The organism is Mesorhizobium sp. P2_B5 (genome assembly GCF_056404775.1).
Genome location: NZ_JBFUDJ010000008.1, coordinates 109,533 through 134,824, shown reverse-complemented (window position 1 = coordinate 134,824; position 25,292 = coordinate 109,533). Strand labels below are relative to the sequence as shown.

Sequence of the window (25,292 nt, the reverse complement as noted above, 5' to 3'; positions counted from 1 at the left end):
CAGCTCTTAAGGGATCGCTTCTTCAGCAACCGGATGTGCTGCTCATGCCTGTCACATCGGTGTTCCCGCAGGACGTGCCCGGTGCATCGAGTGTCGGAACCGCCACCATGGGACTTGTCACCGGATCGGCTAAATCGGGTGTTGGAATGCTAATTATCGGGCTCACGCCCAAATTGCTGAGTTCCCAAGATCCAAGCGGAATCCCAGCCGGCGTCCCAAGACCCGTGGACGATGTCCCGGACGATGTGCCAGTGGTGGTGGACAGGATCGATGTGGTACCGGAAGGCGACACGCTCGACGCCGTCGTGCTGCAGGTGCCCAATGCTGTTGAAGGCATCGGGTTCACAGACGTCCCGCTCATGGTTGTGGTTCCGTCAACGCCTCCGCCATCGAAAGTGGAGAGGGCGGAGGTCGTTCCGGCAACTTCGGAAGGCGAGGCCAGAGCACCAGGCGCCAGGACATTGGTACACCCGGGGTTGCTCGTGCCTATGGAGCCGGATGTCGTTGGCGAGCCAGGCGCGGTCAAGCCACCGGGATCGAGTTCGACCGCGCCCAGAGGAATACCAACCGGATTGAGGGGCGAACCGACTGCAGAGAGGGGTGAAGTCATTCCTGTTGCGGGCGTGCTGACTTGCGCCAGGCTCGGCCCGCTGAACAACAGAGCGATCACAATTGCGGTCAGCAAGATTGGCGTCGCAACATCATTGTCATTTCGCATTGGAACTACCGTCGTTTCGTGTGTCCGGGTGCGGCATGCGCAAAGGAACGTCATTGGGCCGTTCGAACGCATTTCGTCCGGTCAGATCGCAGAGGATGCCAGATGGAGGGGAAGCGCTCTTCCGTAAAGGCGGCTGGATTTCCCTATTCGCACGCCGACCCCGCGCATTTGACGGCTTCTCGTCATTGGATTGTCCAGCGACCAGGCCGAGGAAAATCCGGGAGGCACTTCCAGTGAAGTGCAACGATGCGAGTCAACCTTCGTTGTTCGGTAGCGGTTTCGTGTTGGCGCGCCCGGGAACCGCATCCGCAAGGTGAAGTCTCCGCTACAAACCAATGTATGAGCCATTCAGACTTATGCAGCGCTCTCGTATACCTTTGTGGGATGGATCGCGTGATCGCCAACACTCTAATCTAAACGGAAGGAGAGACAGCCAATTGCCCGAATAACGCATGGGTCGAAACGAGCCCGTGACCGCTGGTTCCTGGGCGGCAAGCTGGCTTCCGCCGAAGCCTGTGAGCGGCTCGCGAGCCGATAGCGGTCGCTACAGGCGAAATCGTCAACATCGGGAAACGTCTCAGGTCAGTTCGCATGAGAGAGGCGCCCGATGTCCCAGACCGTCAGGATCAGTGTACTTCGTCAGGCCAGTGGCGGGTCCAGGAAGCCGCCGGCAAGCGCCCCTATCGGCGAGACATTTGCGATCGCTCGCATTCCGAAGCGCACTATCTCCATAACCGCCGATAGCCGCCCTGGTGAAGGCGATCATGGCCAACAAGCTTCTGGAGGCCCGCTGCCCGCGGACGAGCACCCCGAGGCGACCGTCGCAAACGAGCATGTGCGCGGACCAGGCGGTTCAGATAATGGACACCGAAACCGCCGGCCAGCGGTCTTCATCGTCGGCTTCATTGTCCTGGCTGCTCTTGTCCTCGGCGGGTCCTACTACTGGTACGCGAACCTCAACCTGGTGAGCACGGATGACGCCTATGTCGATGGGCGGGTTGTCACCATCGCGCCGCAGGTTTCGGGCCTCGTCGTGTCGCTGGATGTGACTGACAACCAATATGTCCACAGGGGCGATCCGCTGATCCATATCGATGCGCGCTCCTACATGAGCGAGCGGTACCGGGCGCGGGGGACCCTCGACAGCGCCAAGGCGCAGGCTGCCGGAGAACGGCTGGCGACCGTGATCGCTCGCAGGAATTTCCCCGCCCTGTTCCAACAGGCCCAGGCACAACTGCTGACGGCACAGGCCAATTTGACAAAGGCTCAGGCCGACTATGACCGGCAGAGCACGCTGCCGAAAGCCGCGACAACGCAGCAGGAGGTCGATGCCGCGTTGGCGGCGCTGCGCCAAAGCAAAGCGCAAGTCATGCAAGCCGAAGCCCAGGTTCAGCTAAGTTCACCGGTCGAGCAGCACATCGGCCAGAGCGACGCGCAGGTCGAACAGTTGAACGGTCAAATCGAACAGGCTCAAGCGCAGCTTGATCAAGCCGAACTCAACCTCTCCTGGACGGTCGTGACGGCACCGCAGGATGGCTGGATAACCCGGCGCAACGTGGAAATGGGCAACTACGTCACGCCTGGACAGCAGATTTTCTCGATCGTTCCGCCGAACGTTTGGATCACGGCCAACTTCAAGGAAAACCAGCTTGACGGCCTGCGGCCCGGCCAGAACGTAAGGATCGACGTGGATGCCTATCCTCGGCTCGACCTGCATGGCCATGTCGACAGTGTCCAGATGGGGTCCGGCTCGAAGTTCACCGCCTTCCCACCCGAAAACGCCACCGGCAATTTCGTAAAGATCGTCCAACGCGTGCCGGTCAAGATTGTCATCGACAGCGGGCTCGATCCCAAGGTTCCGCTGCCGCTCGGCATATCGGTGGTTCCAACGGTATCGGTTCGATGAGCAGCGCTTCAGCCGAGGCCGGCGCGACCTGGAAGCCCCGCTACAATCCCTGGCTCATCGCGGTCTCGGTGACCCTTGCCGCCTTCATGGAAGTCCTCGACACGACGATCGTCAATGTTGCCTTGCCCCATATTGCCGGCAGTCTGTCGGCGAGCAATGACGAGGCGACCTGGGCGCTCACCTCCTACCTGGTGGCAAACGGAATCGTGCTGACCATTTCCGGCTGGCTGAGCGATCTCTTCGGGCGCAAGCGCTATTTCCTGATCTGCATCACCATGTTCACGGTCTTCTCGTTCTTGTGCGGGACGTCGACCAGTCTGGGCGAACTGATCGTCTTCCGGCTGCTGCAGGGTTTCTTTGGCGGCGGCCTGCAACCGAACCAGCAGTCGATCATCCTGGACACGTTCCCGCCGGCCAGGCGCGCGGCCGCATTCGGCGTGACGGCGATCGCTACGATCGTCGCACCGGTTCTCGGCCCGACGCTGGGCGGCATCATCACCGATCAGTCGACCTGGCGCTGGATCTTCTTCATCAACATACCCGTGGGCATCCTCGCGGTTTTCTTAAATGCGATCCTAGTCGAGGATCCGCCTTGGGTGAAGAACAGGAAGAGCCGGGGGCTCGACTACATTGGCCTGTCGCTCATCACGCTTGGTCTCGGATGCCTGCTGATCATGATGGATCGCGGCACGGACGACGATTGGTTCGGTTCGCCCTTCATCGTGTTGATGGCGCTGCTCGCTTTCCTGGGAATCGCGGGCGCGATCGGCTGGCTGCTGATTGCCAAGAAACCGATCGTCAATCTCGACGTGTTCAAGGACAGGAATTTCACCGCCGGCTGCGCAATGATCGCGGCGATGGGCAGTATCCTCTACGCGAGCGCCGTCGTCATCCCGCAGCTCGCGCAACAGGTTCTTGGCTATACCGCAACCTGGGCGGGGCTCATTCTTTCTCCAGGCGGCATCATCGTCATCATCCTTATTCCATTGGTTGGACGCCTCATGACAATCGTCCAGACGCGGTTCGTCCTGGCGGCCGGTTTTTTGGTGATGGGCTTTGCGCTCTTCTTCTCGAGCCATCTGGCGCCGAACATCGATTTCCCGACACTCGTGCTGATGCGCAGCTTGCAGGCGGCCGCGCTGGCATTTCTGTTCGTGCCCATCAGTACGACCACCTATCTCAGCTTGCCACGCGAACTGAGCGGCGACGGGGCGGCCCTCTTCTCGATGGTTCGCAACGTGTCCGGTTCGATAGGGATCTCCGTCGCAACCTCGCTCGTCACCGAGCGGAGCCAGATCCGGCAATCCTATCTGTCGGAATGGGCCTCTCCCTTTCATCAACCCTACGACGCGCTGGTTGATCAATACGAACGTGCGTTGACGGCGACGGGCCATGCTGCGGGATCGGTCCATGGAATGGCGGTTGGAAAGGTCTACCAGGTCTTCCAGACGCAAGTTGCCGTCCTCGCCTATTCGGACGTCTTTCTGTTCTTCTCCTTTGTCGCCTTCCTCGCCGTTCCCTTTTGCCTCCTGCTCTCCGGCAAGAAGGCTGCCGATGGCGAGGGCGCCAGCCACGCGGATTGATCATGGGCCAAAATTTGCACGCTGTTGCAGCGATTTCAGTCATGTTCGCGCTGGCAGGTTGCACTGTCGGACCGGATTTCGTTCGGCCTGATCCGGGCCTGCCGAAACGCTGGTTTGCGGACGGCGCGGCAGCCGCGCCGGTGGCCTCCGAGGGGTCCGGCGCGACGGTTCCCGAGCCGGTCGACCCTGCTTGGTGGCAGGCCTTTCGAGACGCGACCCTTACCTCGCTCATACAGCGCGTCGCCGACGCCAACCTCGATGTGAAGACCGCGACCGTCCGGCTCGCGGAAAGCCGTTTTCAGCGCGCTGCCGTGGCCTCCGCTCAACTGCCTGGCCTCAATGGCAGCGCCAGATATCAACATCAGAATCTTAGCGATGTGAGCGCCAAAGGCAGCCTGATCGATGGTCTCCTTGGTTCGCCGAGCATTTCTTCCGCAAAGCCGGCCGATCTGTTTACTGGCGGTTTCGATGCTTCGTGGGAACTCGATCTTTGGGGGCATGTCCGCCGCCAGGTCGAAGCGGCGGATGCGCAAGTTCAGTCTTCCGAGGAACAGCGGCGTGACGCACTCGTCTCGAGCCTCGCTGAAATCGCACGCGACTATATCCAGCTGCGCGGCACGCAAAGCCTGATCAGGATCGCCAATCACAATCTGAAGATCCAGCAGGACATTTTGCAGTTGACGCAAACGCGCCAGCGGAAAGGCTTGACCACCAGTCTGGATGTCGAGAACGCCGCCGCGCAGGTCGAAGCCATCCGTGCCCAGTTGCCCGGTCTGCAACAACAGGAAGCGCAGCAGATCAACGCCGTGAGCTTTCTGCTCGACCTGCCGCCCGATGCACTGCGCGGCGAACTCGCCACGGGCAAACAGGTGGTTCCGATGCCTGCCCGGTTTCCGGCCGGCATTCCTTCAGATCTCGCGCGGCGGCGCCCGGACATTCGCGCCGCGGAAGCGCAGCTTCACGCGGCCACCGCCGACATCGGCGTGGCAGTGGCCGAATTCTATCCATCCATCCAGTTGAATGGATCGGTGGGCCTTGACGCCCTCAAGGTCGGCAGCCTGTTGACGGCCAGGGCGATCACAACCAACCTCGGTCCGAGCATTTCGATACCGGTTTTCCAGGGTGGCCGGCTGAAGGCGACACTGGAGCTTCGCAAGGCCCAGCAGGTCGAGGCGGCGATCGCCTACCACAGGACGGTGCTGCGAGCCTGGCACGAAGTTGTCGATGCCCTCATCGACTATCGCACCGAACGGCAGCGACGCGCCCGACTGGCCAGGCAAGTCGAGCATCTGCGACAGGCCTTGTCGCTGGCTCGTGACCGCTACAATGACGGAGTGACCGAGTTCACCACCGTGCTCGACACCGCACGCACATTGCTGCAAGCCGAACAGGCTCACGCACAGAGCACGACCGACATCTCGATCGACCTCGTCCAATTGTACAAAGCGCTCGGTGGCGGGTGGGAATTGACGTATCCGGACGCGCCGCCCGAGCCTCCGATCAACGCTCAACGACCTTCGAAGGCAAGGAAACCGACATGACCATGCCGAGGTTTGTTGTGGCACGCAGGTGCTGGAAGCCGGCGCTAATGCATGTCGCGCAAAAGTGCGCAGCGGTTTTGCGATAACGACATGCATGAAAACAAGAACTTAAGGCGCGTCGCATGAATCCGTTCAAACGCGACGCGCTTTAGATCACTTCCTGGGTCTCATTACGGCTTTGGAAAAATCGGTCAAACCGCCTCTCGGCGGACTTGACCGTTGCCCCATGGGGATTGCGCCGCCATCGGGGGAAACCACTTCGATCCGAATCGCCCGGGTCGGCGAGGTTGGATCACGGGCAAGAGTGCCACATTCCACTGGGCCCGTCGTAACTCTGATTTACGGCATCAAACGAGCAGTAAGCAGCATCGGTGTCGTAGTTCCACCAAGGCTGAAAGTGATATTCCCCATCGCTAAAAACGACCTTGTGGTGCGGGTGTTGATGCTGGCGGTTGCCAATGGCGCCGCTGCTTAAGTCGCCAAAGTCTACGGCATGACCATCGCTGCCGGTGCCGCGCGCCATGGAGACCGTCGCCGTGCCGGTCGCCAGCATCACGCCCAAAGTAATCTTCGCCAATGTTGTCGCTGATTTTCTCACGATACGCTCCTGCAAATTGAGAATTCCAAGATTGGTTGAACAGTACTTATATTAGTCATGTATTTCATTCTCGAAATAGCTCCTATATTTGACATAGATATATCATCATCTATGACTATGACTCGTTGGGTGCACGACGGCATCGGCAGTACGAAACGAATTCCAGCCGGGCCGCAGTTCGGTAGACGTGCCAGGCAAAGTCCTTAGGTGTTCGAATCCGGCCCCCACTCGTGGGGTCCGGATTCGAAGAGGCCGTGGTGGATCACGGACAGTATGGGTAAAGGCCGAGATATCCTTCGTATGGATACGGATACGGGTAACCGCAGTAGCCGTCGTCATAATAGTCGCTGCCGAAACCGCGGCCCCTTCTGAACCTGTGACCGTCGCGGACATGGACGCCATGGACATGCGCCTCACCGCCCAAGCCTGCGATACGACCGCCACCGGCGATGCCTACGCCGTGCTCACCACCAAAGCCGCCGCCGCCAAAATGGCCGCCGCCAAAGCCACCGAAATGGCCGCCGCCACCCATGCTTGCGGAATGGCCGCCACCGCCGAAGCCGCCACCGCCAAAGCCGCCGCCGTGACCACCGCCACCGCCACCGCCGTGCGCCATCGACATCGTCGCCGAGCCGGTTGCCAGCATTGCGCCCAGAGCAATCGTCGCCAAGGCTGCTGTTATCTTTCTCATAATACACTCCTGTAGTTTAAGCTTTCAAAGTCTTCGAAAGCTACATTTAATGTAGGTACAGGAGGTATTTCTCAGTATAATACCCTTGTTTGGTGCATATATATCTAATAGCTACACACGTTACTTTTTGATCGAATGGCACTGCCGGCAATTCGCCCTATGGGCGGGCAGCGCTTCGATCTTGGCAGGTGCGAAGTACCCAACTCCGCGATTGCGGGTCATGTCGTGACAGCCCCCACAGGCGGTCGGAGCCCCAACCGGGCGCCACCATATTGCTCAGCGCCGATTTGCGCTCCGGTCCGACCGTCCTGTCATTCGGCACCGTCGTCCATCTACTCCGCACTGACAACGGCCTGGATTTCATCCCGTTTGGCATAGACAACCTTCACTGCATTTTGCAGTTTTTCGAAGGCGCGCATCTCAATCTGGCGCACACGCTCGCGCGAAACGCCGAATTCGTTGGAGAGATCCGCCAAACTCCTCGGGTCATCCGCAAGCCGGCGCGCCTCGAGGATACGCCGTTCGCGTGCGTTGAGCACGCCCAGCGAGTCGAAGAGCGCCTTGCGCCGGTTGGAGGCTTCCTCGAACTGAACAAGCCTGTATTCCTGGTTGTCCTCGCTCTCGACCAGCAGATCTTGCCATTCGCTTTCGGGCAGACCTCGCAGGGGCGCGTTGAGCGACGTGTCACCGCCCATACGGCTGTTCATGTAGACAACGTCCTTCTCCGTCACGCCAAGGTCGCTTGCAATGAGTTCCACCTGGTCTGGATGCAGGTCACCGTCGTCCAGCGCCGATAGGCGAGCCTTGAGCCGCCGCAAATTGAAGAACAACTTTCTTTGATTGGGCGTCGTACCGATCTTCACCAGCGACCAGGAGCGCAGGACATATTCTCGAATGGACGCCTTGATCCACCAGATCGCATAGGTCGCCAAACGAAAGCCGCGCTCCGGTTCGAAGCGATTGACCGCCTTGATCAGACCGATGTTGCCCTCTGATATGACCTCCGACATCGGCAGCCCGTATCCGCGATAGCGCATGGCAACCTTGGCAACGAGGCGAAGATGCGACACCACCAGCTGGTGAGCGGCCTCTGCATCGTTGTCCTCGCGCCAGCGTTTCGCCAGCGTTTGTTCCTGCGCTGGCGTCAGCATGGGGAAATGTTTGACCGCGTCGAGATAACGGTGAAGCCCGCTTTCGCTCGAAAAATTTGTTATTGCTGCGCGTGCCATGAAGCACTCCTTGCCTACGTCGCAGGAGATCAGTTGTTTCTCGACGCCCATAGACCTTCGATGTTGGCTTCTCTGTTTGACTCTGCCGCTGTTTGCCGCGCTCTTCGCTTGAAGGGCGAAGGTGCACCCAGGTGCCGCTAGCGCGTGCCATGAAGCACAGAATCGATACAGCTGATCATGGCCTGGCTATCCAACGGCTTGCGGAAGAAGCCGATAGCGCCCGTTTCCCGAGCGCGTTTGCGGATACGCTCCTCGGGAAAGGCGGTGATCAAAATGGTCGGTATATGATAGCCATGTTCGATCAAATGATCCTGCAGCTCTATTCCTGTCATTCCGGGCATCTGGATATCGCAGATCAAGCATGACGTATCTTCCAGACTAGATGATCTCAGGAAATCCTCGGCCGATTCGAATGCAAATGCGACGAAACCTAACGATCTAACGAGGCTTGCGGTTGCAAGTCGAACGGACTCATCGTCGTCGATGATCGAGATCATCGCGTTACGGGTCAATTCACTATTCCTCCGTGCTTGCCGATGACCCAAGCATTGCTGTTTCAACGACTGTTTCTCGGCGAGATATTGCGCCCGTGCCCGTGGAAGCGAAAGTTATACAGAGGTGTAACAAAGTTATTTCCCGGGAGCGTCTATCCCCAGGGCGCCGGCCATCTTGACCAGGTCGGCTAGAGTTCTGGCGCCCATTTTCTTCATCAGGCGCCCGCGGTGGATTTTTACCGTGATTTCACTGAGTTGCATCTCGCCGGCGATTTGCTTGTTCATCAATCCAGTCGCGACAAATGCCATCACCTCGCGCTCCCGAGGGGTCAGGGTGCGCAGAAGGCTCTGCAGCTCCGACAGCGCCCGATCTCTCTCTCGCCGCTGCCTGTCGCGCTCCAGAGCGCCGGCGACTGCATCCAGAATATCCTGATCTCGGAAGGGCTTGGTGAGGAAATCGACAGCGCCGGCCTTCATGGCGCGCACCGACATCGGAATGTCGCCATGTCCGGTCATGAAAATGATCGGCAGGTGAATGCCTGCCTTGCTCAACTGCGTTTGAAATTCGAGTCCGCTCACCTCCGGCAGCCTGATATCGAGCACAAGGCAGCTTGGACCGTCGGGAAGCCGACTGTTCAGCAGTTCGGGAGCAGAACCGAAAAGCTCGACGCGCGTACCAACTGACCGGAAGAGGCTGCTTAAAGCTTCACGTAGCGACGGATCGTCGTCCACGACCAGAACAGTTGGAGGCACGGCGCCGTTGTTGCCTTGTGACTGGGAGGGAGAGACGGGGCGTCGGATCATGACCCGGCATCCTTTTCGACGCGTGGCAGGGAAAATTGGAATATCGCGCCACCGCCCGGATTGGGCACGATCCATACATCGCCCCCATGCGACTCAACGATCGATCGGCAGATCGACAGCCCCATGCCTATTCCATCCGCCTTGGTGGTGAAGAAGGCCTTGAACAACTGCCGCGCACCGTCGGGATCGATGCCTGGTCCGGAATCCTGGACTCTCACATTTGCCTGGCTCGATTCATCGATCGACGTCGTAACGAGAATTTCGCGGAAGTCGCTGTTACTGGAGGCCATTGCCTGAATCCCGTTGATCAGCAGATTGATCAGGACCTGTTGAAGCTGGATACGGTCGCCAAGTGCGGGCAGCGGCCGGCTGGCCAGATCCAGTTTCAGGGTGATGCGATTTGCAACGAGCTCATGCCGCACCAACACGAGGGAATCGTTGACGATCTCGTTCACGTCGACAAGGGCCATCTGGATGTCGCCCTTTTTGGACAGCGCCCGGATTCGATGGACGATATCGCTGGCGCGTTGGGCGTCAGCGATGCTCCGCTTGACCGCGCTGCGGACCTCATCCAGATCGGGCTTGTCCCGATCGATCCATCGTAGGCACGCCTCGCCGTTCATAACGATGCCGGCAAGCGGCTGGTTCACCTCGTGCGCGATCGAGGCCGTCAATTCACCCAATGTGGTGAGGCGTGTCACATGGGCGAGTTCGGCCTGGGCCTTCAGGACCTCGGTTTCGGCACGCCTGCGCTGCGATATGTCCGTATTCGTTTCGAGAACCGCCAACGGTTTGCCGTCGGCATCCTTCTTCAGCGACCAACGGCTGGAAACGACAACGACGGCTCCGTCCCGCTTCGTGTGCACGAGTTCACCTTCCCAGCGGTCGGAGCTGAGCAGTTCCCGATTGATCTCGTTCAGGCTGGTTGGAAAGACTGTCTGCAGGAGCCGATGGGTGGACTTTCCCACCGCGTGTTCGGCGGACCAGCCGTAAATGACTTCAGCGCCACGATTCCAGTAAGCGATCGTTCCGTCCATGCTGCGTACGAAAATCGCATCATGCGTCAAATCGAGCAGTTGGGCCTTTTCAGACAGCTCGGTCGAGGTCGACTGGTTTTTAAGGACAAGTAGGGTGGTAATGGCGATGGCCGCGATGCTCATGAGGCAGCGGCTGAGCGCGCCTCCACTGGCTTCTTCTCCGTGAACAAGCCAGAAGCTCACCGAGGTGAGCGCTACACAGGCGAATGAACACAAGACGATGCCGCGCCTGCGGAAGACAGCACCTGCGAGTAGAATAACGACTACATAGAGGACCGCGACAGCTCCAGAAAATGGATCAATCGTATCGACAACGAATATCCCGGCCGCCAGAAGGATGGCTAGAAGCGCCACCAGCCACGAATTGCCGGATGCTGGCGGAGATAGTCTGTGCCGCATAAGGTCTCTGCTCAATTCCTGGTCGACGCTTGCGCTGCTGATCGACTCTCCGTGGCGCAACGTTCAACCTAGGCAACAGAATCCTTTCTGCTTGTTCGAAATTGCGGTCGTCGGTGCCTGATTGCACCTTTGTCACTGCAACGCCTCGTCGCGCGCCCCAGCGACCGAGCGACCCATCGACGACACAGGCTTGAGAGCGAGCCCAGGATCTGGCGGAAAACACAAATCAGAGCCGGCCAAGGCAACAACGCACAAGTCCTGGCAGCACCGAGAGCGGTATGACGAAACAGGATTACGCCCGGTTCAACGCCCTGGGCGGAACCCACCGCTCGCCTTCTTAACATCTACATTCGGCAGCGTTTCTCGACTGAACTGAAGGAGGAACTCATGGCACATGCGATCGAACGGTCCCGAAATCTCGGCTCAGCCTTCCCAGAGTTGCGTGCAAAATGCTGGCTTTTCATATTGCTTGGCATCACTCTGCTAAGCTTGGGTTTTCTGGGATTCGCGGAGCTGTTCGCCGCTACGGTGCTATCCCTCTTCTATATTGGCGTGTTGATGTCGGTAGCCGGCATCGCGCAGGTCGTGCACGCTTTCAATATTCAGGGATGGAGATCGTTTGCATTCTGGTCGTTGAGCGGCGTCGCCTATGCAATCGCCGGCATCGCCGCGTTCCACAATCCACTGCTTGCAACGTCGGCTTACACGCTCGTGCTGGCAATCACACTAACTGCGGCAGGCATTCTGCGGTTCTGGGTAGGCCTCCAGTCCAGGCGCCATCTGGCCTGGGGCTGGGTTGCGTTTTCAGGGACAGTTACGCTTCTTGCGGGCCTTGTCATCCTCTTCGGACGGCCACTCAATACTCTGGCGGCGCCAGGCGCGATTCTGACAATCGACCTGACCATGCAAGGTGCGACACTCCTGGCATTCGGCCTTGGTCTGAAGAGCAGCACGTTGTCGTGGATGTGAAAATGGAAACAGGCGGGCGCGATAGCCTGAGCGTTTCCATTTGCCGCAAGCCGCCCGAGACGATCGCGAGCAGCGTTCCTCCGCATCGCTCCACCTCTGACAGCCACGATCGTCGTGCGATTCAGCTATTGCGTGCGTCAACAAGAAAGACCTCGTCAGCGCCCGATCGATATCGTGTGCCTTGCGTGCCCAGCGGACACTCATGCGGTCCGCGGCCAACCAATTGGCGCCGTCGAGAAGTCCACCGCAACAAGGAAAGAAACAAAATGAGCATAGTCACCGACAAGATATCCCGTCGAACCATGCTGGCTGCGACAGCAGCCGGCGGCTTGCTCACGACGGCGACACTGGCCCAGGCGCAGAAAAGTGACCCGATAGCCAACGGCCGCGGCGGCACCAACCCTGGTCCGATGAATCCTTCCCGAATAGCTCAGAATCCGGACCTGATGGTGCCACCGAGTACGGATGCGGGTGTGCTGCCGAACCTGCGCTTCTCGTTTGACGATGCCCACATCCGACTGTCTGGCGGCGGCTGGACCCGGCAGGTGACAGTGCGCGAGCTCGGTGTCTCCAAGGACATCGCCGGCGTGATCATGCGCCTGAATGCCGGTGGCGTGCGTGAGTTGCATTGGCACAAGGCCGCCGAGTGGGCCTACGTTCTGTATGGGAAAGCACGCATCACGGCAGTCGATGCCAATGGCCACAATTTCGTCGACGACGTCGGCGCCGGCGACCTTTGGTATTTCCCGTCGGGCATTCCACACTCGATCCAGGGCCTTGATCCGGACGGGACGGAATTCCTCTTGGTGTTCGATGACGGCGACTTCGACGAGGACAACACCTTCCTCTTGAGCGACTTTCTGAAACACACGCCTCCTGAGGTGCTCGCCAAGAATTTCGGCGTTCCGGCGTCGAGCCTTGCGAGCATCCCCGATCCCAGTGAGCTTTACATGTTTCCCGCGCGGGTTCCGGGACCGCTCAGCGCAGACAAGATCGCGGGCGCGGTTGAAGTCCCGCACGCTTTCAGTCACCGCATGATGGCACAGGCTCCGATCAAGATGAAACATGGAACTGCGCGAATTACCGACAGCAGCGTATTCCCGGCTTCCAGAACAATCGCGGCGGCCCTGGTTGAGGTCGAGCCGGGAGCGGTGCGCGAGTTGCATTGGCATCCCAATACGAACGAATGGCAGTACTATATTCAGGGTCAGGCCCGCATGGGGGTGTTCGCGGCGTCGGGCGCGGCCCGCACATTCGACTTCCAGGCCAACGACGTCGGCTACGTACCCTTCGCCATGGGCCACTATATCGAGAACACAGGCAACACGACGCTGCGATATCTGGAGGTGTTCAAGAGCGACCACTTCGCCGACGTGTCACTGAATCAGTGGCTTGCCCTCACACCGCCGGAGTTGGTCCGCGCCAGTTTGCGTGTCGACTCGCAGTTTCTGCACGCCTTGCGCAAGGAGAAGTCGCCGGTCGTGCCGGCTTAGCATCGCGCAGCCGGGTGCGCGAGCCGGTGACGCTGCCCTCGCTTCTCTTGCAGTTCTTGTTGTCGTTCCGAGCCCGCTGCTCGGACGCGAAGCATACACCAGGATGCTCACGACAGCGTGAGGGAGCGCAGTGATGCCCGCCATGTCAGATGGACTGACAGACCGCGAACGGCCTTTGCCGGGTCGTCGATCGACGCGCGCCAGGGTGGCGCGATGCGCTGTCCTCCTGGCACCGATCGTTTTGACGGCATGCCAGCCGGCGGTTCTCGATCCGCAAGGGACGGTCGGGCTTGCAGAGAAAACGATCCTGATAGATTCGCTCGCCATCATGCTCGCCATCGTGGTGCCGACGATCGTCGCCACCTTTATCTTCGCCTGGTGGTTTCGAGCCTCCAACACAAGAGCGACCTACCTGCCGAATTGGGAGTATTCGGGCCGTATCGAGCTCATCGTCTGGTCCATTCCCCTCCTTGTGATCATGCTCCTAGGCGGAGTGGCCTGGATCGGATCCCATGAACTCGATCCCGCGAAACCGTTGACATCAAACACGCCACCGCTGGAGGTCCAGGTGGTCGCATTGGATTGGAAGTGGCTCTTTATCTACCCGGGCCAGCGTATAGCGAGCGTGAACCATCTTGTCGTTCCTGCCGGCACTCCCATTCATTTCTCGCTGACGTCCGCGAGCGTGATGAATGCGTTCTTCGTACCGCGGCTCGGCAGCATGATCTACACGATGAACGGCATGACAACGCAGTTGAACCTGCGCGCGGACGCTCCGGGCACCTTCCGCGGCCTTTCGAGCCACTATAGTGGCAATGGTTTCTCGGACATGCATTTCGAGGTGCAGGCGGTGTCGGCGCAGCGGTTCGCTGCCTGGATTGATGCCACGCGCGGCATGGGGCCAAGCCTCGATGCCAAGAGCTACGCTGCCTTGGCCAGGCAAAGCGTGAACACCACTCCTTTCACCTTCCGTGCGGTCGATCCTGACCTCTTCCAGCAGATCGTCACACAGCAACTGCCGCCTGTACCTGGCCCGCAGACCGGCCGGCCCAATCCGAGCGTATCCCCACGGACGGAGGACTAGGATGTTGGGCAAACTCAGCTGGGCAGCTATTCCCCTCGACCAGCCGATCCCACTGTTCACGGCCGCCCTGGTGGGTGTGGTGATTGTCGGCGTCCTCGCATGGGTCACGCTGAAGGGCTGGCTTCCGTACCTTTGGCGCGAGTGGATCACCAGCGTGGACCACAAGCGGATCGGGATCATGTACATCCTGCTCGCGATGGTGATGCTGCTGCGCGGCTTCGCCGACGCGATCATGATGCGGTCGCAACAGGCGCTGGCGTTCCGCTCCGAAGGCTACTTGCCACCCGAGCACTACGACCAGATTTTCTCCGCCCACGGCACGCTGATGATCTTCTTTGTCGCAATGCCCTTCGTGATCGGGCTGATGAACTTCGTCATGCCGCTGCAGCTTGGGGTCCGCGACGTGGCGTTCCCGACCCTCAACTCGGTCAGCTTTTGGCTCACCGCTACCGGCGCGTTGCTCGTCAATATTTCGCTGGTCGTGGGCGAGTTCGCGCGCACCGGGTGGCTGCCGTATCCTCCCCTGTCGGAGATAGCTTACTCGCCCGGCGTCGGCGTCGACTATTATCTTTGGTCGCTCCAGATATCCGGTGTGGGAACCTTGCTCACCGGCGTCAACTTCGTCACGACGGTCCTGAAGATTCGTGCACCTGGCATGACCTTGATGCGAATGCCGATGTTCTGCTGGACGACGCTCGCCTCCAACCTGCTGATCGTCGCGGCATTTCCCATCTTGACGGCGACTTTGGCGATGCTGCTGCTGGATCGCTACGTCGGTTTTCACTTCTTCACCAATGAAGCCGGCGGCAACGTGATGATGTTCATGAACCTGATCTGGGCGTGGGGACATCCTGAAGTTTACATCCTGATCTTGCCCGCCTTCGGCATATTTTCGGAAGTGATCTCGACCTTTTCCCGCAAGCCGCTGTTCGGCTATCGGTCGATGGTCATGGCGACGATGGCCATATGCGTACTTTCCTTCACTGTGTGGTTGCACCACTTCTTCACCATGGGGGCCGGCGCCGATGTCAACGCGATTTTCGGTATCGCTTCGATGATTATCGCGGTGCCCACGGGCGTAAAGGTCTTCAACTGGCTCTTCACCATGTATGGTGGCCGGGTCGTCTATTCCCAACCGATATTGTGGTCGATCGCCTTCATGGTCACATTTGTCATCGGCGGGATGACTGGCGTCCTGCTCGCGGTGCCCCCGGTGGACTTCGTCCTGCACAACAGCCTTTTTCTTGTGGCCCATTTCCACAACGTCATCATCGGAGGCGTGCTCTTCGGTGCCTTCGCCGGCTACACCTACTGGTTTCCGAAAGCCTTCGGCTTCCGGCTGCACGAAGGGCTTGGCAAAGCATCGTTCTGGTGCTGGATCGTGGGCTTCTACGTCGCCTTCATGCCGCTTTATGTCGTAGGCCTGATGGGTATGACGCGTCGCATGCAGCACTACGATGTCCCCGAATGGCGTCCCTGGTTGCTGATCGCGGCCGGCGGCGCGGCCATCATCCTGGTCGGCATAATCCTGCAGATCGCGCAACTCGCCATCAGCATTCGCCGGCGTAAGGAACTTCGCGACGAGACCGGCGACCCCTGGAATGGACGCTCGCTCGAGTGGGCGACCCCCTCTCCGCCACCAGCCTTCAATTTCTCGGTGCTCCCGAACGTCGAGGGCGACGAGGCTTACTGGGGCATGAAGCAGCGCGCGCGCCAGCAGGCCATGCCGGGCGAGGAACCTCCCTATGCGGACATCGAGATGCCGAGGAACAGTCCCACGGGCTTCATCTGCGCCTTTTTCGCCACCTTCATGGGATTCGCACTGATCTGGCATATCTGGTGGATCGTGGTCCTGGCTGCGGTGGGCGCGTTCGCAACCTTTGTTGTCTTCGCCTGGCGGGATGAAGTCGAGTATTTGATTCCGGCTGACGTGGTAGCACGCATCGATCGGGCCAACCGAACCGCGCGCGGCGAGACACTCGCCCTATCGGGGACGCCGTCATGAGCGCGTTCGACGCGGCCGTCGGCCGGGACGGCCCGAACCACGTCGGGCGTGCCCAGGGCTCGCCGGATATTCAACACAGCGCGAAGCATGCGGCCTATGCGCTAGCGTCGAAGCGTATCATCGCAGGCTACGGCTTCTGGATATTCCTGCTGAGCGACATCGTCATGTTCTCCGCCTTCTTCGCGACCTACGCGGTGCTGGTTGACGCGACGGCCGGCGGGCCGAGCGGGCGGGAACTGTTCGACCTCGGCAATGTCGGCATCGAGACGGCCTGCCTTCTCTTGTCGAGCTTCACTTGCGGCCTCGCAGGCATCGGCACCCGGACGCGCAACGGATTCTGGTTCCATGGCGGGATGGCCGCAACCTTCATACTGGGGGCTGCATTCCTTGGCATCGAGGTCCGCGAGTTCATGGGCATGATTGCGCTCGGGGCAGGCCCAACGCGGAGCGCGTTCCTGTCGGCCTTCTTTACGCTGGTTGGCTGCCATGGCCTGCATGTGGCCATCGGCTTGTTATGGCTGCTCACGATGATGGCGCAGGTGTTCGCAAAGGGCTACCGGCCCGCCATTCTGCGGCGCCTGCTTTGCTTCAGCCTGTTCTGGCATGCCCTTGATATCATTTGGGTCGGATTGTTCACAATGGTGTATCTGATGGGAGTCACCCAATGAGCCACGCCGAGCAGGACGAAGACTCGCACTACGTCGACACCGCGCCGGGTGACGAGAGCCTCGACGGATACGAGGCTGCCGAAGAAATCAGGACTTACTTGATCGGGCTAGGGCTCGCAACGCTGCTTACCCTGGTGTCTTTCTTTATCACTCGCACTGCACTGGTTTGGGAGCCGAGCATTCCTGTCGCGCTGGCCGTCCTTGCGATCGCGCAGATGGGCGTTCACCTCGTCTTTTTCCTCCACATCACCACCGGCCCCGACAACGTCAACAACGTCTTGGCGCTTGCCTTTGGTGTGTTGATCGTTCTCCTAGTCATCGTCGGATCGCTCTGGATCATGGCACATATGAACCACAACATGATGCCCATCGATCAGATCATGCAGATGCAAAGTTGACCCAAAGCGAGGCGGACGCGATCTATCGCGGCAGAGGTGCCCGTGCGCGTAGATTCAAAGCTCAGCCAGTGCGTAGCACATTTTCCTTGTTTCGTGGCGCAACCAGTGGAGCAGATTCGCTTACACAATCGCTGGCGTTGCCGCGTTCCACAATCCACAGCTTGCAGCCTCGGCTTATACGCTCGTGCTGGCAATCACATTACATTAATGGCGGCAGGCATTCTGCGGTTCTGGGTGGGCCTCCAGTCCAGGCGCCCTCATCATGGCGATCTGGCGCCGAGGCAAGCCAGACAGCCTACTGCATCATTCGGACCAGGGATCGCAATATACGAGCGAGCAGTTCCAGCGCCTGATGGCCGATCACGGCATTACCTGCTCGATGAGCCGGTCCGGCAACGTCTGGGACAATGCCGCAATGGAAAGCTTGTTCTCGTCGCTCAAGACCGCGCGGACGGCCCGCAAGGTCTACAGGACGAGGGATGACGCGAGGGCGGAAGTGTTCGATTACATCGAATGCTTCTATAACCCTCGGCGACGGCACTCGACTCTGGGCTATCTCAGCCCCATCGAGTTCGAGGAGCAAGCTATGCTAGCTTAACCTCGTGTCCGAAAAACCGGCACCAGGCCATCCTGACCGTCGGCTCCTACCATATTCTGGCCAACGACCTGCGCGTCGGATGGCATCCGGACTACGAGACGGCTTGCGCCGCCGAGGAGGTTTAACCATGGCCTCGCGGTGGAGTTTAGCTTGGCACGACCGCCCTCCCGCGGGCTGCGCTTCTCAATCCCGCCTTCTGCGGTGAGCTAATCGCTCGTGCCACTAAGGACTACGAACGGATCCGCGCCACGGCATTTCCGCTTCCCCTAGGCTTTGTCGTCCTGCCCTTGGTGCTGCACCCGCCCACCCTTGCCGTACTGCCCGGCCGGGCGAACACGACTTTCGCCACCTGGTCGGCGGACAATGAGGCACTGCTCGCCGAGTGGCCTGAACGCACCCTACGCCTTCGACCGATCAGCCGAGAAGCCCTGCTCTTCCTCGCGCAGCATCGGGCCCTGACGGTGGAAGCAGAGGGCTGCGGACGGCGCGAAGCCCATGAGGCTTACGGCGAAGACGGAGGCGACGACGTCAGACGTCGACGATATCCGCCGCGCTGCCGGCCTGCTCGGCCGATGGTTCGCCAACCAAGGCGCGCCGGTCCAAATCCTCCAGACAATGGGCGTGACGCCGTGATCCTGCAACTGCGAGCTATCGCGATCTATTCCCATGCCGGCGAGCGCCGCGACATCGAGTTCGTTCTCGGCCGGCTGAACATCGTCACTGGGGCTTCGAAGACGGGCAAGTCAGCCTTGCTCGACATCGTCGACTACTGCTGGGGTCGCGGCGAGTGTACCATCCCGGAAGGCGAGATTCGACGCAGCGTGTCCTAGAGGGTTCGAAGGTTGCCAATGTTTCGGTTGCCTGTCGATGCCGAACGGTCTGCTCGCCCTTTTTCGGGTGCAACTCGGTCCAGCCAATATTTGTGCACCGCTCGCGCGTCGTCGCGCGTGATCTCGCTCATCGGCTTATCGGCGATCAGACCAATGAAGACATCGACGCTCATTTCGCGCTTTGCCTTCCAGCGCTTCTTTTGGTCAGGGCTTTTGGTGCGGATTTGGTCGCGAGCAATCTCGTTGAAATACAACTTCAGCGCTTCTGATATCTTATCGTCAGGGCGGGCGACCGCGCCGCCGACCGCGTCGACAGATGGTGATTTGGCAGGCTCCCCTATTGTGCTCTCGACCCGCTGCAGGATCGTATCGAGCGGCTCGGCGACCAGGATCTCGGCAAGTGGCCGATAGACGAATCCCAGCGACTCGGCTCGCTTGATGGCTTGGTCGTATCGGACACGCGCCGCCTGTGGATTTTCACCCAGCATCAACGAAGCCCACAAAGCGTTGTCAGCAGCCTCGTGCAGATCTCGGGCGGTGCGCGCCCTCATGCGGTCAGTGGTGTCGAGGGCGCGACGCACGAACACCCCACGCTCGTCCAGGTCCCTGACCTCTCTGGGCACCGCCGGTAGTAGTGAAAATGATCGCCCCTCAGTTGCAGGAAGCGGTCAGGATCATGCTCTTCGCGTCGTCTTCCCACGTCTCTAAAACCACCATTTGTATCACAATAGGTAACACAAAGTAGGAATTAGCCGCAAGATCGACTACCGGCAAGTCAAAATTCTATAATAAATTCAATGATTTATGGAGAAAGCCGATGGTACCGTTGGCTGGGATCGAACCAGCGACCTCCGGATCCACAATCCGGCGCTCTAACCATCTGAGCTACAACGGCACGTTCGCCTGAGCCAGATCGTGGCGAAAAATTCATTCTCCGAGATCCGCTCTGTCGTTCGGCGATGCGTCCAATACGGTCTATCAGAGTCTAATTCAAGGCCTTTGATAAGGCAAAGCCCGGTTCCTCGAGCGGGCACCGCTTTTCAGCAGGCAAAAGAAAAGGCCGGCGGGAGGAGGTGCCGGCCTTTTCCTGTTACGAGCCAGCGGGAGGAGGTGCTGGCTGGTCACCCCGGAGAGCAGAGGGAGGAGGTTCCACTCGCCGGGTATTCGCTGGACAACTCTATCGCACATCTATTTGTCTGACGAAATGCGACGTTTTGATGCATCGCAGAGTTGTGCGTAATTATTAGGCGGCCTTGATGTCCTTCAGGGCCTTCTCGAAAGCGGTCTTGACCGGCTTGGAGACGTCTTCGGCAGCCTTTGAAGCAACGGCCTGGAATTCCTTGGCCTGCTCGACGGTCGACTCGACGCGCTTGCGCAGAAAGGCGGTCTGCAGCTCGACGACTTCCGACAGCGACTTGGCGCCGATCAGGGCTTCGAGATGGGAGAAGCCGGCTTCGGCATTGGCGCGCAGAGCGGCGATGGTCTTGAGCGACAGGTCGCTGGAAACGGTCTTGGCGGTCTCGAAGGTCGATTCCAGAACTTTCTGGGTCTCTTCCGCGCCGGTCTTCAGCTTGGAATAGGCTTCCTTCGACTGCTCAACGCCCTTTTCGGCGAAAGCGCGGATCTGGTCGGTCGCCTTGGAGGCGTCGAAGCTCGGGAATTCAACGTTTTCGATGGTCTCAGCGGTCTTGGCCTTGGTCATTTTCCATCCTTTCGGGGGTAGCGGCTTTGACAGAAAGCCGTCAAGCCGTCTCGTTCATGTATGATGGCAATATAGCGGTTTTTTTGTGCGATGCAATATCTTTGTTGCAGTGCACCATGAATTTCTTCCGCGACGTTACCCCGGCATTACCCAAGGGTCGTTAACCAAGAGGCCAGAGATTCCGTCTGCTTTCCGCCACGGCTTGTGGACCTTCGCCGCGTGGGCTTTTATTAACAAAGCGTTAACTGCAAATTGCCCGCCTTGTAGGTTCGCCAAGAGGTTTCACCGAAAGGGTCCGCCAAGCGCATGCCGTCCGAGAACTACTCTTTCCTCGATGTCGCCGTGCTCGACGCGGTCCGCCGGCGCTTCGCCGCCGGCGACGCGATCGCGATTCTGTCGGCTGACCTCGAACAGGTGATCTGGGCCAACGGGCCGGGCGCGGCGGTGTTCGGCTATCCCGATATCGAAGCCATCATCGGCGCCTCGGCACAGCTGCCGCTGATCGCCAGGCGGCAGATCATGGCGACCGCAGGCTTTCCGAAGATCGGCAGCGACCGTGCCATCACGGTGCGACTGGCGACCGGCATGACCAGCCGCGCCGTCGGCTTCCTGGCCAGTGCGGTGACCATGCCGGACGGCGAAAGCGCCATCATGCTGGCGCTGCCGGCAGCGCAGACCGGCTCGCGCAGTGCCGCCGACATTGCGGCCCGCGCCATCAGCGGCTTTAACGAAGACGGCCATTTCATCGCCTTTGTCGACGCCGCCGGCACCGTCGAGGCGGCTTCGGATGGTTTTGCCGCGCTCGCCATCCGGCCTGAAACGCTGGCGGCGCTCGTCGCCGATGTGGCGAGCCAGGACGACCGCATCGTCAAGCGGCTGGTCCCGGGCGGTACCACGTCCTATCCGGCGGGCTTTGCCCGTCTGACCGAGTCCAGGCATCTGCTGGTGGTCATCGACGAGGATCAACTCGGGGAGGAAAACCCCGTCGGTGAGCTGGATGCCGAACCTGCTGCAGCGCAGCAGGACGCGGACCCGACGCAAGCCGCCCCAGAGGACGCGGCAGCAGTAACGGCGGATGCAGTAACCGACCAACCCGCAGAAAGCGGGAATCAGGGCGCATCGCTCGCGGTCGTGCCAGACGTCGCCGAGGCCGCTCCGACAGCGACTGAGCATGATGCTTCGGCGTCAGCCGATACAAAGGCGGACGATCGCGGGCAAACGACCGGCCGCGAGCAGGCGGCGAACGACAGCGCGCCTGTGCAACATGATCATTGGTACTTCCATGCCGGCGAAGAGCCGCAGGCGAGCGAGCCGGACAGCCCGACCGAAGCCGAGCCGGAATCGGTTGTGTCGGCCGTGAACCCACAGCCGGACAGTACTGTTGCCACCTCGCCCACCCTGCCCTCCAATGTAACCTCACCGGCTGCGCCACCCGCCGCCCGCGAGATCGACCGCACGGCGCCGCCGCTGCGTTTCGTCTGGCGCACCGACGCCGAGGGCAAATTCAGCGCGCTGTCGCCGGAATTCACCGACATCGTCGGCAAGCCCGCCGCCGATGTGATCGGCCGCCGCTTCAAGGATGTCGCGACAACATTCGGCCTCGATGCCTCTGGCGAGATCGCCGGCCTGCTCGAACGGCGCGACACCTGGTCGGGCCGCTCGGTGCTGTGGCCGGTGACCGGCACTGACCTGAAGATTCCTGTCGATCTGGCGGCACTCCCCGTCTATGGCCGCAGCCGCGCCTTCGAAGGGTTCCGTGGGTTCGGCGTCGCCCGCGCCAGCGATGCGGTGGTCGATCCGGAAGCGATCGGCATGGCGCTGGTCCCCAACGGCACGCCACCGGCGGCAGCCGAGCCAGCCGCGGGACAGACCGTGGCGGAAGCTCCCAAGGCGGCCGATCCGTTCGAGGGCGAAGTGCCTGCACTGACCATCGTGCCGAAGCAGGAACGGCGTTTCGCCGACAAGGTCATTCGGCTGGCCGAGCATCGGCAGCCCGCCAATGATAAGGGCCTGTCGACGCTGGAACGCAGCGCTTTCCGAGAGATCGGCGAGCGGCTGAAGAAGGACAATCCCCCGACGGAGCAGCCGGAGACCAGCAAGCCGGCCGAACCTGCCAAGCCAGATCAGGTGGCCGGGCCGGACCACGCCAAGGCAGATCAGCCCAAGCCGGATCATGTCGAGGTGGACCAGGCTGAAACAGCCGCGCCAGCCCAGCAACCCGCCGAGGCCACGGACGAAGCCATCCCGGCAGCCGCATCCGAAACACCGGCAATTGAAAGCGAAACGGCTGAGGCCGAACCGCCCGAAGGCGACGCCGAGGACGAAAAGGATCTGGCGCGGCTCGACGGCGCCGAGCCGGACAAAGCGGCTGCAAACAAGGATGCGGGCGAGACGAAAGCGCCGATCGTGTCGCGCTCGCTGCTCGACTATGCCGATCCCGAACCAGGCTCCGTCACCGGCGAAGGCGACGCGGCGACGTCTTCCGGTAGCGAACCGGCGCCGGCTTCCGAGCCGGTAGAGACGGGCGCACAAGAGACCGTCGAAGCTTCCGAACCGCAACCGGCTGTTGCCGAGGCGCCGGCCGATGCCGGCGAAGACGACAGCATGACTGCCGCCGATTTCCGCGATGCCGAGGACAATGAGGATTGGGCCCCGGCCGGCGAGGCGACCGGTTCGGCCGTGCAAGACGGTGACAAGGCCGGTGCTGCGGACACCGCGCCGGCAGAACCGCCGCGCCTGAAAGTGCCGCCGCTCAAGCTTGAAGGGTTCGTGCCCTCGGCATTTTCAGCCGGAGATCAACACAAGGCGCCGGACACCTCGTTGCTCGGCAAATTGCCGGTGCCGCTGCTGATCCATTCCGGTGACGAGCTTCACTACGCCAATGAGGAATTCCTCGGCCTCACCGGCTATGACACGCTTGAGGATTTGAGCGATGCTGGGGGCCTCGACGCGCTATTTGCCGATCCCTATTCTGAAGCGGCAGATGAAAGCGACCACGCGCTTCGGCTGAAGACGCGCGAGGGCCAAGAATTTCCGATCGAAGCCATCCTGCGTTCGGTGCCATGGCGCGCCGGCAAGGCGCTGATGCTGGTGGTGCGGCGCACCGGCGACGATGAGGCGCCGGTGGCTGCGCATGTGGCACCTGAAGAACAGACGCAGCCCGACGTTTCCGAGCTCAAATCGCGCATTGCCGAAATGCGCACCATCATCGACACCGCGACCGATGGCGTGGTGCTGATCGGCCGTGACGGCGACATCCGCTCGATCAGCCGGCCGGCCGAGGCGCTGTTCGGCTTCGACAGCGACGAGGTAACCGGCAAGCCGTTCGCTTCGCTGTTTGCCATCGAAAGCCAGCGCGCGGCGCGCGACTATCTCAACGGCCTGTCCGAGCCCGGCGTGGCGAGCGTCATGAATGATGGCCGCGAGGTGATCGGGCGGGAGGCGCAGGGGCGCTTCATTCCGCTGTTCATGACCATAGGCCGGCTGCCCAACGACAGCGGCTTCTGCGCCGTGGTGCGCGACATCACGCAGTGGAAGCGCGCCGAAGAGGACCTGACCCAGGCGCGCGCGGTGGCTGAGCGCGCCTCCTCGCAGAAGACCGATTTTCTCGCGCGCATCAGCCACGAAATCCGCACGCCGCTCAACGCCATTATCGGCTTCTCCGAGCTGATGGTGGATGAGAAGTTCGGCCCGGTCGCCAATGATCGCTACCGCGACTATCTGCGCGACATCAACCGCTCGGGCAACCACGTGCTCGACCTCGTCAACGACCTGCTCGACATCTCGAAGATCGAGGCCGGCCAGCAGGAGATGGACTACGAGGCGGTGTCGCTCAACGATACGCTGGGCGAGACGGTGGCGATGATGCAGCCGCAGGCCAATCGCGAGCGCGTCATCATCCGCTCCAGCTTTGCTTCGCGGCTGCCGGAAGTGGTCGCCGACCTCAGAAGCGTGCGCCAGATCGCGCTCAACATCCTGTCCAACGCCATCCGCTATACGCAGGCCGGCGGCCAGGTGATCGTGTCGACCGCCTATGAAACCTCCGGCGACGTCGTCATGCGGGTGCGCGACACCGGCATCGGCATGAGCCATGCCGAGATCGAGCAGGCGCTGAAGCCGTTCAAGCAGATCAACGCGCTGAAGCGCGGACGTGGTGACGGCACTGGCCTCGGCCTGCCGCTGACCAAGGCGATGGTGGAGGCGAACCGCGCCCGCTTCACCATCACCTCGACACCCGGCGAAGGAACGCTGGTCGAGGTCGCCTTCCCGTCGACGCGTGTTCTGGCGGAATAGAGCCGCTCCATCCAGAACCGGCACAAAGAAAAGGCGTCCAACAGGACGCCTTAAAGGGATTTTGCTGTCACAACGGGGGCTTGAGCGAATCTGATCCTCAGGGGACGAGGAACGGGATTTCTCCCTCAAGTCACGTGTGACTATCGACGCCGGGCCTTAACAACTCCTTACCGGCCGCCCAAAAAATTTACGAATGTGTACCACTCGTGAAATCTAGGTAAATTCGACCGACATATCTCGTTAACCATGCCG

Annotated in this window: 22 protein-coding genes, 1 tRNA gene and 2 pseudogenes; 16 read left to right on the top strand and 9 right to left on the bottom strand. The window is 60.6% G+C overall.

Annotated elements, in window-relative coordinates; all coding sequences use genetic code 11:
* Positions 1–107: 107 nt before the first annotated feature.
* The 4 genes from AC1D1N_RS23685 (at position 108) to AC1D1N_RS23670 (ending at position 5,748) form a co-directional block, all read left to right on the top strand.
* Positions 108–845 (top strand): hypothetical protein, encoded by a 738-nt coding sequence (locus AC1D1N_RS23685; protein ID WP_477351401.1) that lies wholly within the window; start codon positions 108–110, stop codon positions 843–845.
* A gap of 480 nt (positions 846–1,325) precedes the next feature.
* Positions 1,326–2,624, top strand: coding sequence for an HlyD family secretion protein (locus tag AC1D1N_RS23680; protein WP_477351399.1), 1,299 nt, complete (start codon positions 1,326–1,328; stop codon positions 2,622–2,624).
* The gene (locus AC1D1N_RS23675; RefSeq protein ID WP_477351397.1) at positions 2,621–4,207 is read left to right on the top strand and encodes a DHA2 family efflux MFS transporter permease subunit; all 1,587 of its coding nucleotides are present in this window, start codon (positions 2,621–2,623) and stop codon (positions 4,205–4,207) included. Before AC1D1N_RS23680 ends, AC1D1N_RS23675 begins: the two co-directional genes overlap by 4 nt.
* A gap of 41 nt (positions 4,208–4,248) precedes the next feature.
* Entirely contained in the window at positions 4,249–5,748 is a 1,500-nt protein-coding gene (locus tag AC1D1N_RS23670; RefSeq protein ID WP_477351395.1) for an efflux transporter outer membrane subunit, read from the top strand.
* Positions 5,749–6,040: 292 nt separating this feature from the next.
* Here AC1D1N_RS23670 and AC1D1N_RS23665 read toward each other — a convergent pair whose 3' ends face one another.
* The 6 genes from AC1D1N_RS23665 to AC1D1N_RS23640 all read right to left on the bottom strand — a co-directional run bounded on the left by AC1D1N_RS23665 (position 6,041) and on the right by AC1D1N_RS23640 (position 11,000).
* Complete coding sequence (locus AC1D1N_RS23665; RefSeq protein ID WP_436258333.1) at positions 6,041–6,346, bottom strand: hypothetical protein; 306 nt, start codon at positions 6,344–6,346, stop codon at positions 6,041–6,043.
* A 262-nt stretch (positions 6,347–6,608) separates the two neighbouring features.
* Positions 6,609–7,037 carry a hypothetical protein gene (locus AC1D1N_RS23660; RefSeq protein WP_436258332.1) on the bottom strand — a complete coding sequence of 143 codons (429 nt, stop codon included), beginning with the start codon at positions 7,035–7,037 and terminating at the stop codon, positions 6,609–6,611.
* Positions 7,038–7,369: 332 nt separating this feature from the next.
* The gene (gene rpoH, locus AC1D1N_RS23655; RefSeq protein ID WP_436261904.1) at positions 7,370–8,266 is read right to left on the bottom strand and encodes an RNA polymerase sigma factor RpoH; all 897 of its coding nucleotides are present in this window, start codon (positions 8,264–8,266) and stop codon (positions 7,370–7,372) included.
* Positions 8,267–8,403: 137 nt separating this feature from the next.
* Entirely contained in the window at positions 8,404–8,778 is a 375-nt protein-coding gene (locus AC1D1N_RS23650; protein WP_436258331.1) for a response regulator transcription factor, read from the bottom strand.
* A gap of 117 nt (positions 8,779–8,895) precedes the next feature.
* The gene (locus AC1D1N_RS23645; protein WP_112563194.1) at positions 8,896–9,564 is read right to left on the bottom strand and encodes a response regulator transcription factor; all 669 of its coding nucleotides are present in this window, start codon (positions 9,562–9,564) and stop codon (positions 8,896–8,898) included.
* Positions 9,561–11,000 (bottom strand): PAS domain-containing sensor histidine kinase, encoded by a 1,440-nt coding sequence (locus tag AC1D1N_RS23640; RefSeq protein ID WP_436258330.1) that lies wholly within the window; start codon positions 10,998–11,000, stop codon positions 9,561–9,563. Before AC1D1N_RS23640 ends, AC1D1N_RS23645 begins: the two co-directional genes overlap by 4 nt.
* A gap of 387 nt (positions 11,001–11,387) precedes the next feature.
* Here AC1D1N_RS23640 and AC1D1N_RS23635 point away from each other — a divergent pair, with 387 nt between their 5' ends.
* From AC1D1N_RS23635 to AC1D1N_RS23585, 11 genes and pseudogenes are all read left to right on the top strand, one after another.
* Entirely contained in the window at positions 11,388–11,969 is a 582-nt protein-coding gene (locus AC1D1N_RS23635; RefSeq protein ID WP_436258329.1) for an HdeD family acid-resistance protein, read from the top strand.
* A gap of 266 nt (positions 11,970–12,235) precedes the next feature.
* Entirely contained in the window at positions 12,236–13,462 is a 1,227-nt protein-coding gene (locus AC1D1N_RS23630; protein WP_436258328.1) for an oxalate decarboxylase family bicupin, read from the top strand.
* Between the two features lie 133 nt (positions 13,463–13,595).
* Positions 13,596–14,546: a ubiquinol oxidase subunit II gene (gene cyoA, locus AC1D1N_RS23625; protein ID WP_436258327.1), complete on the top strand. Its 951-nt coding sequence runs from the start codon at positions 13,596–13,598 to the stop codon at positions 14,544–14,546.
* 1 nt (position 14,547) lies between these two features.
* Positions 14,548–16,551 carry a cytochrome o ubiquinol oxidase subunit I gene (cyoB, locus tag AC1D1N_RS23620; protein WP_436258326.1) on the top strand — a complete coding sequence of 668 codons (2,004 nt, stop codon included), beginning with the start codon at positions 14,548–14,550 and terminating at the stop codon, positions 16,549–16,551.
* On the top strand, positions 16,548–17,219 hold the full coding sequence (locus AC1D1N_RS23615) for a cytochrome (ubi)quinol oxidase subunit III (protein ID WP_436258325.1): 672 nt from the start codon (positions 16,548–16,550) through the stop codon (positions 17,217–17,219). The genes cyoB and AC1D1N_RS23615 overlap by 4 nt, the downstream gene beginning before the upstream one ends.
* Positions 17,216–17,617, top strand: a complete 402-nt coding sequence (cyoD, locus tag AC1D1N_RS23610) for a cytochrome o ubiquinol oxidase subunit IV (protein ID WP_107648313.1) — start codon at positions 17,216–17,218, stop codon at positions 17,615–17,617. Before AC1D1N_RS23615 ends, cyoD begins: the two co-directional genes overlap by 4 nt.
* Before the next feature lie 253 nt (positions 17,618–17,870).
* Positions 17,871–18,215, top strand: a pseudogene (locus AC1D1N_RS23605) (IS3 family transposase); the annotation flags it as partial.
* A 29-nt stretch (positions 18,216–18,244) separates the two neighbouring features.
* Entirely contained in the window at positions 18,245–18,340 is a 96-nt protein-coding gene (locus AC1D1N_RS23600) for an ABC-three component system protein (protein WP_477351485.1), read from the top strand.
* An 84-nt stretch (positions 18,341–18,424) separates the two neighbouring features.
* Positions 18,425–18,631 (top strand): annotated as a pseudogene (locus AC1D1N_RS23595) (three component ABC system middle component); the annotation flags it as partial.
* Positions 18,632–18,710: 79 nt separating this feature from the next.
* Positions 18,711–18,848 (top strand): three component ABC system middle component, encoded by a 138-nt coding sequence (locus tag AC1D1N_RS23590; protein ID WP_436258324.1) that lies wholly within the window; start codon positions 18,711–18,713, stop codon positions 18,846–18,848.
* Positions 18,845–19,045: a hypothetical protein gene (locus AC1D1N_RS23585; RefSeq protein ID WP_477351389.1), complete on the top strand. Its 201-nt coding sequence runs from the start codon at positions 18,845–18,847 to the stop codon at positions 19,043–19,045. The genes AC1D1N_RS23590 and AC1D1N_RS23585 overlap by 4 nt, the downstream gene beginning before the upstream one ends.
* Here AC1D1N_RS23585 and AC1D1N_RS23580 read toward each other — a convergent pair.
* From AC1D1N_RS23580 to AC1D1N_RS23570, 3 genes are all read right to left on the bottom strand, one after another.
* On the bottom strand, positions 19,042–19,632 hold the full coding sequence (locus AC1D1N_RS23580) for a hypothetical protein (protein ID WP_477351387.1): 591 nt from the start codon (positions 19,630–19,632) through the stop codon (positions 19,042–19,044). The genes AC1D1N_RS23585 and AC1D1N_RS23580 overlap by 4 nt on opposite strands.
* Before the next feature lie 231 nt (positions 19,633–19,863).
* Positions 19,864–19,940, bottom strand: a tRNA-His gene (locus AC1D1N_RS23575).
* 348 nt (positions 19,941–20,288) lie between these two features.
* Positions 20,289–20,747 carry a phasin gene (locus AC1D1N_RS23570; RefSeq protein ID WP_112561969.1) on the bottom strand — a complete coding sequence of 153 codons (459 nt, stop codon included), beginning with the start codon at positions 20,745–20,747 and terminating at the stop codon, positions 20,289–20,291.
* A 306-nt stretch (positions 20,748–21,053) separates the two neighbouring features.
* On the opposite strand from AC1D1N_RS23570, the gene AC1D1N_RS23565 reads away from it, so the two are divergent.
* On the top strand, positions 21,054–25,040 hold the full coding sequence (locus AC1D1N_RS23565; protein ID WP_477351385.1) for a PAS domain S-box protein: 3,987 nt from the start codon (positions 21,054–21,056) through the stop codon (positions 25,038–25,040).
* Positions 25,041–25,292 lie beyond the last annotated feature (252 nt).

Bases quoted from the DNA above. Each gene is read 5' to 3' on its own strand.
- AC1D1N_RS23685 (WP_477351401.1), top strand. From the start codon at position 108: ATGGGACTTGTCACCGGATCGGCTAAATCGGGTGTTGGAATGCTAATT.
- AC1D1N_RS23680 (WP_477351399.1), top strand. From the start codon at position 1,326: ATGTCCCAGACCGTCAGGATCAGTGTACTTCGTCAGGCCAGTGGCGGG.
- AC1D1N_RS23675 (WP_477351397.1), top strand. From the start codon at position 2,621: ATGAGCAGCGCTTCAGCCGAGGCCGGCGCGACCTGGAAGCCCCGCTAC.
- AC1D1N_RS23670 (WP_477351395.1), top strand. From the start codon at position 4,249: ATGTTCGCGCTGGCAGGTTGCACTGTCGGACCGGATTTCGTTCGGCCT.
- AC1D1N_RS23660 (WP_436258332.1), bottom strand. From the start codon at position 7,037: ATGAGAAAGATAACAGCAGCCTTGGCGACGATTGCTCTGGGCGCAATG.
- rpoH (WP_436261904.1), bottom strand. From the start codon at position 8,266: ATGGCACGCGCAGCAATAACAAATTTTTCGAGCGAAAGCGGGCTTCAC.
- AC1D1N_RS23645 (WP_112563194.1), bottom strand. From the start codon at position 9,564: ATGATCCGACGCCCCGTCTCTCCCTCCCAGTCACAAGGCAACAACGGC.
- AC1D1N_RS23640 (WP_436258330.1), bottom strand. From the start codon at position 11,000: ATGCGGCACAGACTATCTCCGCCAGCATCCGGCAATTCGTGGCTGGTG.
- AC1D1N_RS23635 (WP_436258329.1), top strand. From the start codon at position 11,388: ATGGCACATGCGATCGAACGGTCCCGAAATCTCGGCTCAGCCTTCCCA.
- AC1D1N_RS23630 (WP_436258328.1), top strand. From the start codon at position 12,236: ATGAGCATAGTCACCGACAAGATATCCCGTCGAACCATGCTGGCTGCG.
- cyoA (WP_436258327.1), top strand. From the start codon at position 13,596: ATGCCCGCCATGTCAGATGGACTGACAGACCGCGAACGGCCTTTGCCG.
- cyoB (WP_436258326.1), top strand. From the start codon at position 14,548: ATGTTGGGCAAACTCAGCTGGGCAGCTATTCCCCTCGACCAGCCGATC.
- AC1D1N_RS23615 (WP_436258325.1), top strand. From the start codon at position 16,548: ATGAGCGCGTTCGACGCGGCCGTCGGCCGGGACGGCCCGAACCACGTC.
- cyoD (WP_107648313.1), top strand. From the start codon at position 17,216: ATGAGCCACGCCGAGCAGGACGAAGACTCGCACTACGTCGACACCGCG.
- AC1D1N_RS23590 (WP_436258324.1), top strand. From the start codon at position 18,711: ATGAGGCTTACGGCGAAGACGGAGGCGACGACGTCAGACGTCGACGAT.
- AC1D1N_RS23570 (WP_112561969.1), bottom strand. From the start codon at position 20,747: ATGACCAAGGCCAAGACCGCTGAGACCATCGAAAACGTTGAATTCCCG.
- AC1D1N_RS23565 (WP_477351385.1), top strand. From the start codon at position 21,054: ATGCCGTCCGAGAACTACTCTTTCCTCGATGTCGCCGTGCTCGACGCG.